General features: G+C 72.7%; 15 protein-coding genes and 1 pseudogene. 12 read left to right on the top strand and 4 right to left on the bottom strand.

Features of this window, described 5'->3' with window-relative positions; genetic code table 11:
• The first annotated feature begins 58 nt into the window (after nt 1-58).
• Both ACIPSJ_RS45695 and ACIPSJ_RS45690 read left to right on the top strand, forming a co-directional pair.
• The gene (locus ACIPSJ_RS45695; protein ID WP_359226197.1) at nt 59-817 is read left to right on the top strand and encodes an IclR family transcriptional regulator; all 759 of its coding nucleotides are present in this window, start codon (nt 59-61) and stop codon (nt 815-817) included.
• A 96-nt stretch (nt 818-913) separates the two neighbouring features.
• A pseudogene (locus ACIPSJ_RS45690) lies at nt 914-2,047 on the top strand (PP2C family protein-serine/threonine phosphatase); the annotation flags it as partial.
• A gap of 307 nt (nt 2,048-2,354) precedes the next feature.
• Here ACIPSJ_RS45690 and ACIPSJ_RS45685 read toward each other — a convergent pair.
• Nucleotides 2,355-2,780: an ATP-binding protein gene (locus ACIPSJ_RS45685; RefSeq protein WP_401355222.1), complete on the bottom strand. Its 426-nt coding sequence runs from the start codon at nt 2,778-2,780 to the stop codon at nt 2,355-2,357.
• A gap of 200 nt (nt 2,781-2,980) precedes the next feature.
• Between ACIPSJ_RS45685 and ACIPSJ_RS45680 the strand changes: the two genes are divergently transcribed.
• From ACIPSJ_RS45680 to ACIPSJ_RS45660, 5 genes are all read left to right on the top strand, one after another.
• On the top strand, nt 2,981-3,748 hold the full coding sequence (locus ACIPSJ_RS45680; RefSeq protein ID WP_359226201.1) for an IclR family transcriptional regulator: 768 nt from the start codon (nt 2,981-2,983) through the stop codon (nt 3,746-3,748).
• A 71-nt stretch (nt 3,749-3,819) separates the two neighbouring features.
• Nucleotides 3,820-5,340, top strand: a complete 1,521-nt coding sequence (gene glpK, locus ACIPSJ_RS45675) for a glycerol kinase GlpK (protein WP_359226203.1) — start codon at nt 3,820-3,822, stop codon at nt 5,338-5,340.
• A 120-nt stretch (nt 5,341-5,460) separates the two neighbouring features.
• Complete coding sequence (locus ACIPSJ_RS45670; protein WP_401355219.1) at nt 5,461-6,963, top strand: FG-GAP repeat protein; 1,503 nt, start codon at nt 5,461-5,463, stop codon at nt 6,961-6,963.
• A gap of 82 nt (nt 6,964-7,045) precedes the next feature.
• On the top strand, nt 7,046-7,342 hold the full coding sequence (locus tag ACIPSJ_RS45665; protein ID WP_401355217.1) for a hypothetical protein: 297 nt from the start codon (nt 7,046-7,048) through the stop codon (nt 7,340-7,342).
• A gap of 267 nt (nt 7,343-7,609) precedes the next feature.
• Nucleotides 7,610-8,629, top strand: a complete 1,020-nt coding sequence (locus ACIPSJ_RS45660) for a hypothetical protein (protein ID WP_359226207.1) — start codon at nt 7,610-7,612, stop codon at nt 8,627-8,629.
• On the opposite strand, the gene ACIPSJ_RS45655 is transcribed toward ACIPSJ_RS45660, so the two are convergent.
• Complete coding sequence (locus ACIPSJ_RS45655; RefSeq protein ID WP_401355215.1) at nt 8,592-9,536, bottom strand: LysR family transcriptional regulator; 945 nt, start codon at nt 9,534-9,536, stop codon at nt 8,592-8,594. The genes ACIPSJ_RS45660 and ACIPSJ_RS45655 overlap by 38 nt on opposite strands.
• A 137-nt stretch (nt 9,537-9,673) precedes the next feature.
• Between ACIPSJ_RS45655 and ACIPSJ_RS45650 the strand changes: the two genes are divergently transcribed.
• The 5 genes from ACIPSJ_RS45650 (at nt 9,674) to ACIPSJ_RS45630 (ending at nt 13,910) form a co-directional block, all read left to right on the top strand.
• Entirely contained in the window at nt 9,674-9,757 is an 84-nt protein-coding gene (locus ACIPSJ_RS45650) for a putative leader peptide (protein ID WP_350284076.1), read from the top strand.
• A gap of 110 nt (nt 9,758-9,867) precedes the next feature.
• Complete coding sequence (gene sfnG / locus ACIPSJ_RS45645) at nt 9,868-10,968, top strand: dimethylsulfone monooxygenase SfnG (protein WP_359226211.1); 1,101 nt, start codon at nt 9,868-9,870, stop codon at nt 10,966-10,968.
• 28 nt (nt 10,969-10,996) lie between these two features.
• Nucleotides 10,997-11,551 carry an NADPH-dependent FMN reductase gene (gene ssuE, locus ACIPSJ_RS45640; RefSeq protein WP_359226213.1) on the top strand — a complete coding sequence of 185 codons (555 nt, stop codon included), beginning with the start codon at nt 10,997-10,999 and terminating at the stop codon, nt 11,549-11,551.
• A 4-nt stretch (nt 11,552-11,555) separates the two neighbouring features.
• Nucleotides 11,556-12,740 (top strand): SfnB family sulfur acquisition oxidoreductase, encoded by a 1,185-nt coding sequence (locus tag ACIPSJ_RS45635; RefSeq protein ID WP_401355212.1) that lies wholly within the window; start codon nt 11,556-11,558, stop codon nt 12,738-12,740.
• Nucleotides 12,741-12,767: 27 nt separating this feature from the next.
• Entirely contained in the window at nt 12,768-13,910 is a 1,143-nt protein-coding gene (locus ACIPSJ_RS45630; protein WP_401355209.1) for an LLM class flavin-dependent oxidoreductase, read from the top strand.
• Here the strand turns inward: ACIPSJ_RS45630 and ACIPSJ_RS45625 are convergent, their stop codons facing one another.
• Nucleotides 13,911-14,630, bottom strand: a complete 720-nt coding sequence (locus ACIPSJ_RS45625) for an NADPH-dependent F420 reductase (protein ID WP_401355207.1) — start codon at nt 14,628-14,630, stop codon at nt 13,911-13,913.
• A gap of 4 nt (nt 14,631-14,634) precedes the next feature.
• Entirely contained in the window at nt 14,635-15,666 is a 1,032-nt protein-coding gene (locus ACIPSJ_RS45620; RefSeq protein WP_401355205.1) for an LLM class flavin-dependent oxidoreductase, read from the bottom strand.
• Between the last annotated feature and the right edge of the window lie 132 nt (nt 15,667-15,798).

The raw sequence follows: 15,798 nt of genomic DNA, 5'->3' as shown, positions 1-15,798 counted from the left end.
CCCGCTCGCCGGAACCCCGCGCCTTGCCCCTCCCGGGTGTCCGGCGCACGCTGGTGGCATGAGCGTTCACGAGAGCCCCACGCTCATCATGTCCGTGCAGCGCGCTTTCCGGCTGCTGGAGGCGGTGAGCGCGCACGAGAACGGCGCGCCCGCCAAGCAGCTGGCACGGGAGACCGGGCTGCCCCTGGCGACCGCCTACCACCTGCTGCGGACCCTCGTGCACGACGGCTACCTGCGCAAACTCGCCGACGGCGGCTTCGTGCTCGGCGACAAACTGCAGACGCTGCACACCGCGGGCCGCGCGCAGGCGCTGCTCAACCGGGTCCGGCCGACGCTCGCCGCGCTGCGCGACGAGCTGTCCGCCGCCACCTACCTCACGTTCTACGAGGGGGGCGAGATCAGCGTCGCCGAGATCGTCGACGGTCCCCGCGCGCCCCGGGTCGACCTCTGGGTGGGGTTCGAGGACGCCGGGCACGCCACCGCGCTCGGCAAGTGCGTCCTGCGCGAGCTGGGCGAGGACGCCCGCCGCGACTACCTCTCCCGGCACCACCTCGCCGACCTGACGCCCCGGACCATCACCAGCCTCCCGGAGCTGCTCCGCAGGCTCGACGCCGCGCCGCTGGACCCGGCCGTCACCGACCTGGAGGAGTACGCCCTGGGCACGGTCTGCGTGGCCGTGCCCATCCTCCGCGGCGACGTCCTCGGCTCGCTCGGCGTCTCCCTGCCGGCGGACCGGCTCTCCCGGCTCCCGGAGATCCGGGCGCGGCTGATCCCGACCGCGGACCGCGTGACCAGAAGCCTCTCGCTCACTATCTGAAATTCCCCTCCTTGTGGCGTGCCGACGCAACCTCTTTCCTGGATGAAACGGATAAGTCGGGATTATGGCCCGTGCGAGTGAGGATTGCGGACAGTAATGAGCCAGGCGCGAGACCACGCTGACGACCACTGGCCGGTGCGGCCGCTCAGGAAGCGAGCGGCCGCCGGAACCCCGGTGATGCCGGTTCTCCTCGTCGCCGGCATCGTGTCCGTGGACCTGCTGGGCGGATCGGGGATGTTCTGGCTGCCCCTGCTGGCCGTCGGGCCGGCGCTGGCCGCCAGCACCAACGGCCCCCGGGGCGTGCTGTGCGTCGGACTCCTCGCCGGGGTGCTGGGCGCGACGCTGGGCACCGGGCACGGGGTCTCCGGGCGCGAGCTGGCGGTCGTCCTCTCGGCCCTGCTGGCCGTCACCCTGGCGAGCGCCCTGGCCAGCGCCCTGCGGGGCCGGCGGGAGCGGGTGCTCGCCGCCGTCCGCTCGGTCGCCGAGGCCGCCCAGCACGCCGTTCTCACGCCCGTCCCGGAGACCGTGGGTCCGTTCCGGGTCGCGGTCCGCTACAGCGCCGCGGCGGCGGAGGCCCGGATCGGCGGCGACCTCTACGCCCTGGTTCCCACCCCGCACGGGGTACGGCTGATCGTCGGCGACGTGCGCGGCAAGGGGCTGACGGCGGTGGGGACCGCCGCACTCGTCCTCGGCGTCTTCCGCGAGGCCGCCTACGACGAGCCCGACCTCCTCGACGTCGTCGGCCGGATCGAGACGAGCCTGGCGCGCAACCTCGGGCCCGACGACTTCGTCACCGCGGTCGTCGTGGGACACCCGGGCGGGGGCCGGCTGGAGATGGTCAACTGCGGGCACGCGCCGCCGCTGCTGATATCGGCGTCAGGAGACGTCGTCCCGGTCGAACCCGCCTTCCCGGCTCCGCCCCTCGGCCTGCGTGCCCTGGTCGGCGAGCCCCCGTGCCTGGAGATCCTGCCCTTCGCCGAGGGCGACCAGCTGCTGCTCTACACCGACGGGGTCACCGAGGCCCGGGACCGGGCCCGCGCGTTCTACCCGCTGGCCGAGGGCGTCTCGCGCCACGTGTCCGACGAGCCGGAGCACGTCCTGTCCGCGGTCCACGACGAGCTGCTGGCGCACGTGGGCGGCCGGCTGCACGACGACGCGGCCCTGCTGCTGCTCCGGATGGGGGCGGCGGACGGGACGCGGGACGCGGAGGAACCGATCGCGGCCGCGCCGACGGTATCGGCCCCGGTGGCTACGGACACGACCCCGGTGGCTACGGACACGACACCGGCGGTGTCGGAGACGGCTTCGGCGGTGTCGGAGACGGCCTCGGCGGTATCGGAAACGGCCCCGGTGGTATCGGAGACGGCCCCGGTGGTATCGCGCACGGCCTCGGCGGCAACGGAAAAGGCCCCGGTGGAACCGGGGCCAGTGGCGGAACGGAATTCGGTCGGCCGGGTGGCGGAGTCCGCCTCCGGGTGTGGGCCGTCCGCGCTCATGCTCGGCGCGGGAGCGTGCGCTTTCGCACCGCTGCGGGGTCTCACACCGCGACGAGGTCGGCCCATCGGGTGACCCGGCCCGGGCGGACTTGCATGCCGTAGCGGGCCGCCAGCGCGTGCACGATCTCCTCGCCCCGGCCGTGCTCGTCCGGGTCGATCCCCGCGCACGGCTCTCCCGCCGGACGCGCGCATCCCCCGTCGGTGACCTCGATGTGCAGGGTGCCGAGCCCGCCGCCGCGCACCCACGAGAGCCGCAGCACCGCGGGGGGCAGGGCGTGCACGATGGCGTTGGTGAGCAGTTCCGACACCACCAGCAGGGCGTCCTCGACGATCTCCGGGGACACCTTCCAGGCGGCCAGAACCGCGCCCGCCCGGCGACGTACGTCCGAGACGGCACCGGCGACTGGCGGCATCGGGAAGACGCGTTCGTGTGCCTCCCGTACCAGCGTGTTCAGCTCTACCGTCATCTTGTGTCTCCAGGGGTGAGCGCTGTGGGCCCGCCGTCGATCGCCTCGGCGCTCTGCCGGGCCTCATTGCACGCTAAGGAGCCGGGACGGGTGGGTCAATGAACGGGGGTCGGCATTACCGAACGCCCCCGCCGGAGCCCCGGCCACGGCGTCGACCTGCCCGCACGGCGGTCCCGGCGGGACGGTAATAAGCTCGATTCATGGCCGGTCCGGTCCAGTCGATCGAACGGGCGGCCGCGATCCTGCGCCTGCTCGCGGGTGGGCCTCGCCGACTCGGGCTCGGCGAGGTGGCGGCCAGCCTCGGGCTGGCCAAGGGAACCGCCCACGGCATCCTGCGCACCCTCCAGCACGTGGACTTCGTGGAGCAGGACGCGACGACCGGGAAATATCAGCTCGGGGCCGCTCTGCTGCATCTCGGCACGAGCTACCTGGACGTCAACGAGCTGCGGTCCCGCTCCATCAACTGGGCCGACGCCCTGGCCGCCCGCAGCGGGGAGGCGGTGCGCCTGGGCACCCCCCTGGAAGGCATGGTCCTGGTCGTCCACCACGTGTTCCGGCCGGACGACACGCTCCAGACCCTGGACGTGGGCTCACTGCTGCCGCTGCACGCCTCCTCGCTGGGCAAGGTCCTGCTGGCCTACGGGACCGCGCCCCTCGACTCCGCCCTGGAGTCGGGTCTGGAGGCCTACACCCGGCACACCCTGGTCACGCCGGAGCAGCTCACCCGGGCCCTCGCCGAGGTCCGGGAACTGGGCTGGGCCGTCGAGGCGCAGGAGATGAGCATGGGCGAGGCCGGGCTCGCCGTGCCGATCCGGGGGCACGGCGGCCTCGTCGTCGGCGCCATCGGACTGTCCGGGCCGGTCGAGCGGATCTGCGACAGCCAGGGCCGCCCCCGGCCCACCCTGATCACACTGATCCGGGAGGCCGCGCGCGCGATCTCCCGGGACCTCGGAGCCGCCCGCTGGTAAGCCCCCTGCCTCTGCCCCCCTGCCCCCTGCTCCCCCTGCTCCCTCCGCGACCTCGGAAGGCGGACCCGATCATGGTGGAACGGTATGTGATGTCCATCGATCAGGGCACCAATTCCACGCGCTGCATCCTGTTCGACCGGGGCGGTCGGCTGGTGTCCGTCGCACAGCGGGAGCACCAGCAGCACTTCCCCAGGCCCGGCTGGGTCGAGCACGACGCCGTCGAGATCTGGCAGAACCTGCGCCGGGTGGTCTCCGACGCCCTGTCCGGGTCCGGTGCGGCCGTCGGGGCGGACCAGGTCGCCGCCATCGGCATCGCCAACCAGCGGGAGACCACCGTGCTCTGGGACCCGCGCACGGGCGTCCCGCTGGGCCGGGCGATCGTCTGGCAGGACACCCGCACGGCACCGCTGGTCGAGGACCTCCGACGGGATCCCGGCGAGGAGTACTTCCTCGACCGCTGCGGCCTGCCGCCCTCCACCTACTTCTCGGCCCTGCGGATCCGCTGGCTGTTCGACCACGTCAAGGGCCTGGAGGAGCGGGCCGGGAACGGTGAGGTGCTGTTCGGCACGATCGAGAGCTGGCTGATCTGGAACCTCACCGGCGGCGCCGACGGCGGCCTGCACATCACCGACGCCACCAACGCCAGCCGCACCATGCTGATGAACATCCACACCCTCGCCTGGGACGACGAGCTCCTGGCGTTCTTCGGCGTCCCCCGGCCGATGCTGCCCGAGATCAGGTCCAACGCCGAGACCTACGGCGAGGCCGGCGCGGTGCTCGCCGGGGTGCCCATCACCGCCGCGCTCGGCGACCAGCAGGCGGCCCTCTTCGGCCAGACCTGCTTCTCCCCGGGCGAGGCCAAGTGCACCTACGGCACGGGCAGCTTTCTGCTGCTCAACACCGGTACCGACCTCGTACGGTCCCGGCACGGACTGCTCACCACGGTCGCCTACAAGATCGGGGACCGGCCGCCGGTCTACGCCCTGGAGGGGTCGATCGCCGTCACCGGCGCACTGGTCCAGTGGTTCCGCGACCGGCTCGGGCTGATCAACAGCGCGCCGGAGATCGAGACGCTCGCCCGGACCGTCGAGGACAACGGCGGCTGCTACATCGTCCCCGCCTTCTCCGGTCTCTTCGCACCCCGCTGGCGCAGCGACGCCCGCGGCGTCATCGTCGGCCTCACCTCCTACATCACCAGCGGACACCTGGCCCGGGCCGTCCTGGAGGCCACGGGCTGGCAGACCCGGGAGGTCGTCGACGCCATGAACGCCGACTCCTCGGTGGCGCTGAAGGAACTGAAGGTGGACGGCGGCATGACCGCGGACAACCTGCTCATGCAGTTCGTCGCCGATGTGCTCGACGTGCCCGTCGTACGGCCCATGGTCTCCGAGACGGTCTCCCTGGGCGCCGGCTACGCCGCCGGGCTCGCCGCCGGCTACTGGTCGGACCTCGAGGTCCTGCGCCGCAACTGGCACCCGGCCGCCCGCTGGCTGCCCGACATGGACCCCGGCCACCGGGAGGCCGAGTACGACAACTGGCAGCGCGCCGTCGAACGCTCCCTGGGCTGGATCCGGCAGCCCCCCTCCACCTGACCGCACCGGGCACAACCCCGCGGCCGGTTCGGGTGTCCCACACATGACGGCCGGGAACGGGCCCCCGCGCCGCCCCCGCCCTTCCGTGCCCGGCCACGCAGCCATCCCGGGAGCCCCATCGTGCGGAGCCGCAGACCCTTCACCGCAAGCGGGACCGGCCGCACGGCCGGCACGGTCGCCGCGGCCCTGCTGCTGACGATCGGCGCCACGATCACCGTGGCGGCGCCGTCCGCGGCTGTTCCGCCCGCGCCCATCACGCACGACGACTTCGACAACGACGGCTACCGCGACCTCGTGGTCTCCGCGCCGGGCGGCACGGTCAGCGGGAAGAAGGGCGCCGGTTACGTGGCCGTCCTCTACGGCTCCGCGAGCGGACTGTCCACCACCCGCCGGGCGACCTTCAGCCTGAGCACCCCCGGCATCGAGGGCCTCGCCGCGACCGGCGACGGATTCGGGCAGGCCACCGCCACCGCCGACATCGACCGGGACGGCTTCGACGACCTGATCGTCGGCGCGCCCGGCAAGGACATCGGCGCGGCGGTCGACGCGGGGTCGGCCACTGTGCTCTTCGGCTCGGCGGGCGGGCTGCGCGCCACCGGCAGCCGCCGACTGGGGGAGATCACCCCGGTGGCGGGCAACCGCTTCGGCACGGGCCTGGCGGCCGGGTGGTTCAAGGTCGACGACTCGTCCGTGGCGATCCTGTCCAAGGACTCGCTGTGGGCCTTCTCCTTCGAGGTCACCTCCCGCGGCCGGCGGATGGTGACCGACCACAACCCGCTCTCCCGGTTCGTGCCCGCGGACTTCCGCCCCACCGCCCTCACCATGGGCGACTACAACAAGGACCGCGCGGACGACCTCGTCGTCCTCGGCAGCGGCACCTACGACACGGCGGGCGTGTACGGCAGGGCCGTGTACGTGTCCGGCAGCCGGGGCGGCTGGGCGGACCACTACGAGCTGTCCGGGGGCGGCCCGGTCGGCGCCTCGGGCGATGTCGACAAGGACGGCTACGCCGACGTCGTCGTGGGTTCGCCCGATGAGCGCGACTCCCAGGGGCACCCGTCCGGCGCCGGGGTCGTCTACGTCCACTTCGGCGGACCGTCCGGGCCGGGCAGCGCGACCGGGGGCCGGAACCGCCAGTTCTGGACGCAGAACTCGCCGGGCGTCCCGGGCGTCAACCGGTCCGGTGACCGTTTCGGCGCCGCCGTCACCGTCCGCGACGTCGACGGCGACGGCTATGACGAGGTGGCGATCGGCGCGCCCGGCAACGACGTCGGCGCCGCCGCCGACGCGGGCACCGTGTGGGTGCTGCGCGGCTCAGCGACCGGACTGACCACCCAGGGCGTCCGGGTCGTGAGCCAGAGCCCGCGCGCGGTCCCCGGCGTCCCCGAGCAGGGGGACCGCTTCGGCGGCGCGGTGCGGCTGATCGACGCCGACCGTGACAAGCGGGCCGGTCTGGTCGTCGGTGCCCCCGGCGAGAACGGCGGCGACGGCGGTGTGTGGGTCCTCCCGGCCACCTCCGGAGGCCTCTCCTTCAACCGTTCCTGGTCCTTCGACGGCGGCACGCTGCACGCGCCCGTCCCCGGTGCCCGCTTCGGGGAGACGCTCGCGCCGCACGGTCGTTGAGCGGACCGGAGACGAACCGGGCGCCGGTGACTTGGAGTTGGCGATTTCACGCGGATGTCGGGGCACGTTTATGATCTTGGTCATGACTGTGCAGAGCCCCGACAGGTCCCTCTCCCGCAAGCAGCGGCTCCAGGAGAAGCAGCGCCGCCAGCTGGCGGTGGTCGACACGGTGGACAAGGCCGAGGTCAAGGCCCGCAAGGCGGAGGCCGAGCTGGCCGTCGCCGTCGCCGACGCGGTGCAGGTGTTCGGCGACGAGCGCTCCGCCTCGGAGGGGCTCGACATGCCCGTGGAGGCCATCCGGCGCTTCGTCGCCATCGCGGCGAGCGAGTCGGACGCCGCCGACCCCGTCGACCCGGTCGGAACCGCCGGAACACCGTGAGCCGGAGCCCCACTTGTGTGCTTCGCGTGAGGATCGCGCGCGGACGGCCGGGGCGCCACGGAACCGGCTTGCGTCATGTGCATGCTCGGTGGCTAGGGTGGCCACAGGCCGGCAGAGGCCACACGGGGGCAACGGGGACGCAGGAGACGCATCGGCATCACCCAGGGGCGCGCGCAGGCGTGCCGCGGTCCGGCCGTCCGGCGGGCAGCGGCCGTGCGCATGCCACCGCCCCCTCCGCGTCAGTGCGTTCGAGGAGATCACTGCCCCATGTCCCGATTCATGACCCGCCGCGCCCGCTCGCCACGTCCCGGGGCGGCGGTCGCCGGTGCCGCACTCGTGTTCGCGCTCACGGCGTGCGGCTCGGGCTCGGACACCGACGCGGCCTCGGCCCCGAGCAGCAGCGCCGCCGCCACCGAGCAGGGCGTGGTCGGCCGGGCGGCCGCGCAGAAGGTCGTCGACACCTACGAGAAGGTCAACAACCAGGCCAACGCGGGCCTGGACGCGAAGCTCCTGGCCACGGTCGAGGGCGGCCAGGCCTATGCGATGGACCAGGCCACCTACGCCCTCGCGCCGACATGGTCGGCCAAGGACAAGAAGGCCTACCGCACGCCGTTCCACTACCAGGACCGCCAGTACGTGATCCCGGCGAAGGGCAGCTGGTTCGCGGTCGGCGCCACGTCCAGCGAGGACGGCCACTCCTCGGTGCTGCTGGTCTTCGACAAGGTGGACGGCGCCTACAAGATGGTGATGTCCGTGTGGGCCGACGACGGGCAGCCCCTGCCGAAGCCCGCCCTCGACGCGCACGGCCTGGCCGAGGCCGTCGACCCCGCCGCCAAGGTCGGCGCGTTCGCCCCGGCCGGTGTCGGCGCCGCCTTCGACGACCTGTACGCGACCGGAGGCGCCAAGGCCGGCAAGAACCTCGCCACCACCAAGCTGGTCGACGAGGCCGCCAAGATCTACCGGGACAGCACCGCCCACGGTACGGCCGACGGCATCGCCACCAAGCGGTTCTTCACCAAGACCCCGGCCGACACCGGCGTGTACGCGCTGCGCACCGCCGACGGCGGCGTCCTCGCGCTGTTCCCGGTCGCGCACAACCAGGAGCAGCTGGTGAAGGAGGTCTACCGGTCCAGCCGTGAACTGGTGCCCACCGACGAGGAGTCCACGCTGGGAGCGCACCGGGGCCCGGTGATCACCGATGTGTTCCAGGGCCAGGGCGCGGCCGTACTGACGGCGAAGGCCACCAAGGTCACGGCGATGAGCTGGCAGCAGGTCGACTCCCACTGACCGGGCCGCCGCCCAGCTCGCCCGCCCGGCGCACGAACGTCTCGTGCAGGTCCCGCGCCGCCTGCGGGACCGACTCGGCCCGTCGCCGCTGGAGCATCAGCAGCACCCGGGTGGCGTCCCCGGCGAGCGGCCGGCACACCAGCGTGCCGGCGCGCTCCAGTGGGTCCCCGACCACGCTGAAGTCCGGCAGCACCGTCGCCCCGAGCCCCTCCGCGACCATCAGCTTGCCCATCTCGGCACCGTCGGTCGAGTACGAGAAGGCCGGGGCACGGCCCGCCAGCAGCCGGTGCACATAGCGGTGCATCACATAGCCCGTGCGCATCGCGATCAGCGGCACGGTGAGCAGATCGTCGGCCGACACCTCGTCCCGGCCGGCGAGCGGGCTGTCCGACCGTACGCACACCACCGGCCGCCCGCGCAGCAGTTCGGTGGCCTCGAACCCGGCGGGCACGTCGTCGCCGTCGAGCTGGTTCACCAGGCCCAGGTCGAAGCCGCCCTCGGTGAGACCCCGGTGGATCTCGGTCTGCTGCGCGCCCACCACCTCGACCTGGGTGACCGGATGCGCGGCCCGGAAGTCCCGCAGCACCGGGATGAGCAGCGGCACGGTCGCCGCGTTGACGGTGCCGACGCGCACCATCCGGCTGATGCGGTGCTGCTCGCCGGCCGCCACCCGCAGCCGGTCCACCGCCTCCAGCACATCGACGATGCGCGGCATCAGCTCCTGCCCGGCCGCGCTCATCGTCGCCCCGGTGCGTTTGCGCTCCAGCAGGTCGACGCCCAGCTCCCGCTCCAGGTTCCGCACGGTCTCGCTCAACGCGGGCTGCGACAGGCGCAGTTCGTCGGCCGCCCGGCGCAGTGAGCCGAGCCGGGTCACGGCTGCTATGTATTCCAGCTGTTCGGTCCGCACCCCGGCAGAATGCGCGGCTTATCGGGGTGCGTTCAAGGGTTTCCCTGTCACACGTTCGTGAAATCCCATGGTCCGCGATGCGAGAACGGTCGGGTTTTCCTTGACGGCTCTGAACGCCGACTGCGACCATCGACGACATGAAGATGCGACTGGACCTCACGCGGCGACGCCACGTCGACCTCGCGCGCGTCTCCAGCGCCTCCTGTCGCGCCGCGGCCTGATCATCCCCCTGGGATCCGCCGCGTTCCCTCCTTTTCCCGCCTGAATTCACCGTGCTCGCGCACCCCTTGAATTCGGCGCGCCCGAAAACATTCCGCAGCAGGAGTTCCGCATGCCCGCACCCGTGAAATTCGCCTATTGGGTCCCCAACGTCAGCGGAGGACTCGTCACCAGCAAGATCGAACAACGGACGGACTGGGGGTACGACTACAACCGCGAACTCGCCGTCCTCGCGGAGAACAACGGCTTCGAGTACGCGCTCAGCCAGGTCCGCTACATGGCCAGCTACGGCGCCGAGTACCAGCACGAGTCGACCAGCTTCAGCCTCGCGCTGCTGCTCGCCACCGAACGCCTGAAGGTCATCGCCGCCGTCCACCCCGGCCTGTGGCACCCCGGTGTCCTCGCCAAACTCGGCGCCACCGCCGACCACCTGTCGAACGGCCGCTTCGCCGTGAACGTCGTCTCCGGCTGGTTCAAGGGCGAGTTCACCGCACTCGGCGAGCCCTGGCTGGAGCACGACGAACGCTACCGCCGCGCCGAGGAGTTCATCACCGCGCTGCGCCGGATCTGGACCGAGGACCACACCGAACTCGCCGGTGACTTCTACCGGTTGCGGGACTTCTCGCTCAAGCCCAAGCCGCTGAACACCCCCGGGCGCCCGCACCCGGAGATCTTCCAGGGCGGCAACTCGACGGCCGCCCGGGCCATGGCCGGCCGGGTCTCCGACTGGTACTTCTCCAACGGCAAGGACTTCGACGGCGTCGTCGAGCAGCTCAACGACGTCCGCAAGTCCGCCGCCGAAGCGGGCCGCCCGGCACCGAAGTTCGGCCTCAACGGCTTCCTCATCGCCCGCGACACCGAGGCCGAGGCCCGCGACACCCTCCGCGAGATCATCGCCAAGGCCGACAGCGAGGCCGTCGAGGGCTTCGGCGCCGCCGTCAAGCAGGCCGGGCAGTCCGCCGCCGACGGCAGGGGCATGTGGCAGGACTCCACCTTCGAGGACCTCGTCCAGTACAACGACGGCTTCCGCACCGGCCTGATCGGTACCCCCGAGCAGATCGCCGAGCGGATCGTCGCCTACAAGAAGCTCGGCGTCGACCTCCTCCTGCTCGGTTTCCTCCACTACCACGAGGAGGTCGAGTACTTCGGCAAGCGCGTGCTGCCCCTGGTCCGGGAGCTGGAGGCCCGCGAGGCCGCCGGCGCGTCCGTCTGACCGACCCCTCACCACGAAAGAGGCACCCATGGCCACCGTTCTCTCCGTCTCCGGCAGCCCCTCCGCCTCCTCGCGGACCGGGAAGCTGCTGCGCCACCTGGACCAGTGGCTGACCGCCCAGGGGCACGAGGTCGTCCCGCTGGACGTGCGCACCATCCCGGCCGAGGCCCTGCTCGGCGCCGACTTCCGGCACCCGGCGATCGTCGAGGCGACCGAGCTGTTCGCGCGGGCCGACGGGGTCGTGGTCGGCACCCCGGTCTACAAGGCCTCCTACTCCGGCGTCCTCAAGGCCCTGCTGGACCTGCTCCCGCAGTACGCCCTCACCGGCAAGACCGTGCTGCCGCTGGCCACCGGCGGCACCACCGCGCATGTCCTCGCCATCGACTACGCGCTCCGCCCGGTCCTCAACTCCATGGGCGCCGCCCACATAGTCCAGGGCTGGTTCACCCTCGACAAGGACATCACCGTGCGGGAGGACGGCACGCTGGCCCTCGCACCGGCCGTCGTCGAGGCGCTCACCCCGGTCGTCGACCGGTTCTCCGCCGCGCTCGGCGGCACGCCCGTCCTCGCCGCGGCGAGCTGAACCGGTGACCGCCCACGTCATCGCCGACGACACGGAGGCCCTCGCCGTGGCGGCTGCCCTCGCCGACACGTTCCGCGCCGGGGCCGCCGTACGGGACACCGAACGCAGGCTGCCCCGCGCCGAGCTGGACCGGCTGTCGGCCTCCGGCCTGCTCGCCGTGACCGTGCCCGCCGAGCACGGCGGCGCCGACGTCAGCGCCCTGACCCTCGCGGAGATCTTCCGGCTGCTCGGCTCGGCCGACGCCAGCCTCGCCCAGATCCCGCAGAGCCATTTCGCGTACGTCAACGTGATTCGCCGTCAGGGCACCGAGGAGCAACGGAAGTTCTTCTACGCGGAGCTGCTCGCCGGCGCCCGGTTCGGGAACGCGCAGTCCGAGGCCGGCACCAAGCATGTCCAGGACATCCGGACCCGGCTGGAGCGGTCGGCGGACGGGTCGTACGTGCTGCGGGGCGTCAAGCACTACTGCACCGGCGCCCTGTTCGCCGACTGGATCCCGGTCCTGGCCCGCGCCGAGGACGACCACCTCCAGGTGGCCTACGTCCCCCGGGACGCCCCCGGCCTCACCGTCGACGACGACTGGGACGGCATGGGCCAGCGGACGACCGCCAGCGGAACGGTCCGCCTGGACGGGGTCCCGGTGCCCGCCGACCGGGTGCTGCCCCACTACCTCACCTTCCAGGGACCCCAACTGCACGGCGCTGTCGCCCAGTTGCTGCATGCCGCCATCGACGCGGGGATCGCCGGGGGAGCGCTGGCCGAGGCCGTGGAGTTCGTCCGCACCAGGAGCCGGCCCTGGTTCGAGAGCGAGGTGGAGACCGCAGCCGAGGACCCGCTGCTGATCCAGCGGTTCGGTGAACTCGCCCTGCGGGTCCGGGCGTCCGAGGCGCTGCTGCGGGAGGCCGCCCGCGCGGTCGACGCGGCCCGCGCGGACCTCACCGACGCGTCGGCCGCCGAGGCGTCCATCGCCGTGGCCGCCGCGAAGGTGACCGCGGCCGACGCCGCCGTCGAGGTGGCCGGGGCGCTGTTCGAGGTGTCCGGCACCCGCTCGGCCCTCAACTCCCTGAACCTGCACCGGCACTGGCGGGACGCCCGCACCCACACCCTGCACGATCCGACCCGCTGGAAGATCCAGCACATCGGCCGGTACGTACTGGGCGGCACTCCGCCGCCCCGCCACGGCCTGCTCTGACGGACACTCACGAACGGAGAGCCCCTCGTGTCCCTCACCTTCCACTGGTTCCTGCCCACCAACGGCGACAGCCGCCATGTCGTCGGCGGCGGCCACGGCACCCCGGCGACCGCCTCCGGACGGGACCGGCCGCCGACGGTCGCCTACCTGAGCCAGATCGCCAGGGCCGCCGAGGACCTCGGCTTCGTGGGCGCGCTCACCCCCACCGGCGCCTGGTGCGAGGACGCCTGGCTGACCACCGCCATGGTCAGCCAGCACACCGAACGGCTGAAGTTCCTGGTCGCCTTCCGGCCGGGCTTCGTCTCGCCCACGCTCGCCGCGCAGATGGCGTCCACCTTCCAGCGGCAGACCGGCGGACGGCTGCTCCTCAACGTGGTGACCGGGGGCGAGAGCCACGAACAGCGCGCCTACGGCGACTTCCTCGACAAGGACGCGCGATACCGTCGTACCGGTGAATTCCTCGACGTCGTACGGGGGTTGTGGGAGGGCAGGACCGTCGATCTGGCGGGGGAGCACCTCCGGGTCGAGGACGCCAGGCTGGCGCGGGTGCCGGAGCCGGTGCCCGAGGTGTACTTCGGCGGATCCTCGCCGGTCGCGGGGGAGATCGCGGCCCGGTACGTGGACGTGTATCTGACCTGGGGGGAGCCGCCGGCCCAGGTGGCGGAGAAGATCGCCTGGATCCGCGGGCTGGCGGCGAAGGAGGGGCGCACCCTCCGGTTCGGGATCCGGCTGCACGTCATCACCCGGGACACCTCCGAGCAGGCCTGGAGCGAGGCGAACCGGCTGCTGGACGGCTTCGACGCGGAGACCGTGCGGTCGGTGCAGGCGGGGCTCGGCCGGAGCGAGTCCGAGGGGCAGCAGCGGATGCTGGCCCTGCACGGCGGCCGGCGGGACGCGCTGGAGATCCACCCCAACCTGTGGGCGGGCATCGGGCTGGTACGGGGCGGCGCCGGGACCGCGCTGGTCGGCTCGCACGACGAGGTGGCCGCGCGGATCAAGGAGTACGCGGCGCTGGGGATCGAGGAGTTCGTCCTCTCCGGGTATCCGCACCTGGAGGAGGCGTACTGGTTCGGCGAGGGGGTGCTGCCCCGGCTGGCCGCCGAGGGGGTGTGGCGGCATCCCGCCGGGCGGGACGAGGCCCCGGCGGGTCTGGTGCCGTTCGCGTCCTGATCAGGCGGCGGGCTCGGCGGCCGCCCGGGCGGCGATCACCGTGCGGCCGCGGTCGGACTCCGGGAACCGGTCGAGCATCCCGCGCAGTTCCGCCGCGCCGGTGTTGGCGCCGAAGGGCTCGGTGCCCGGTTCCAGCCGCACCCCCGCGGCGAGCGGGCCCGCCACCACCGGGTCGAAGCCGAGCGCGTCGACGAGGTGCGCGACGGCGGCGAGGCCGTCCGGATCGTCGCCGGCGATCGCGATCGCCCTGCGCCCGGGCGTCCCCGCCGGCCGCGCCCCGTCCTCCAGGTCGTGGTAGCCCATGTGGTTGAACGCCTTGACCACACGCGCCCCGGGCAGGAACGCCCGCACGGTCTCGCTCGACGAGGTGAGCGGGTCGGTGAGGTCCTCGCGGACGCCGTCCACCTCCCACCAGTAGTTCATCGCGTCGACGACGAGCCTGCCCCGCAGCGCGTCGGCGGGCACGGTGCGGTACTTGCCGAGCGGCAGCGCCAGGACGACCAGGTCCGCCTCCGCCGCGGCCCGCGCGGCCGTGACCGGGACCGCGCCGGGGGTGAGCACCTCGACGGTGAGGGCGATCTCGGCGGGATCACCCGAACCGGCGATGAGCACCCGGTACCCGGCCGCCACCGCGAGCCGCGCCAGCACGGTGCCGACCTTGCCCGCGCCCAGGATGCCGACGGTGCGGACGCCGGTGGTCTCCCTGTCCTCTCCGTTCACGGCGTCAGTCCGCGAGGAGTTCGCGGACCATCGGGATCACCTTGGTGCCGTACAGCTCGACGGCGCGCAGGCGGGCGCTGATCGGCTGGTTCCCGCTGGTGTAGATGAGGTCGAAGCGGCCGACGCCGAGCGCCTTGACCGCGCGGGCGATCTTGCGGGCGACCGTCTCGGGCGAGCCGACGTAGAGGGAACCGTGCTCGATCTCCCTCGCGTACTCCTCCTCGCGCACCGGCGGCCAGCCGCGCTGCGCGCCGATCCGGTCCCGGATCACCCGGTAGTACGGCCAGTGCCGCTCCCGGGCCTCCTCGTCGGTGTCGGCGATGAAGCCGGGCGAGTGCATGCCGACCGGATGGGCGGTCGTACCGAACTGCTCGGCGGCGCGCTCGTACAGGTCGATGTACGGCGCGAACCGCTCCGGGCTGCCGCCGATGATGGCGATCATCAGCGGGAAGCCGTAGCGCGCGGTGCGGATGACCGACTGGGGTGTGCCGCCGACCCCGACCCAGGTGGTCAGGCGGCCGGACTCGGTCTTGGGGAAGACGTCGGCGTTCTCCAGCGGAGCCCGCTTGGTGCCGCTCCAGGTGACGGGTTTCTCCTCCAGCAGCTTGGCGAAGAGCTCGATCTTCTCCTCGAACAGCACGTCGTAGTCGGCGAGGTCGTAGCCGAAGAGCGGGAAGGACTCGGTGAACGAGCCGCGTCCGAGGATGACTTCGGCGCGGCCGCCGGAGAGCGCGTCCACGGTGGCGAAGCGCTGGAAGACCCGGACCGGGTCGTCGGAGCTGAGCACGGTCACGCCGGAGGCCAGCCGGATCCGGCTGGTGCGCGTGGCGATCCCGGCGAGGACGGTCTCCGGCGTCGAGATCGCGAACTCCGGGCGGTGGTGCTCCCCGAGGGCGATGACGTCCACGCCGGTCTCCTCCGCGAGCACCGCCTCGTCGACGACCTGCCGGATGGCCCGGGCGTCGGACACCCGTTTCCCCGAGTCGTCCCGCGGCACATCGCCGAAGGTGTCGAGGCCGAAGACGAGTTCAGACATGGAGGGGGCTCCTTGGTGAGCAGTTCCTGCACCCGCGGGGCGACTTCGCGGCCCAGCAGCTCGATGGTGCGGGCCATCGTGGCGATCTTACGGGCGACGGTCCCGGGCGATCCGACGAAGCGGGCGCCCGTG

It is taken from the genome of Streptomyces sp. NPDC090088 (assembly GCF_044747345.1).
In the GTDB taxonomy this organism is placed as follows: Bacteria; Actinomycetota; Actinomycetes; order Streptomycetales; family Streptomycetaceae; genus Streptomyces.
This window is presented reverse-complemented; position numbering and strand designations above follow the sequence as displayed.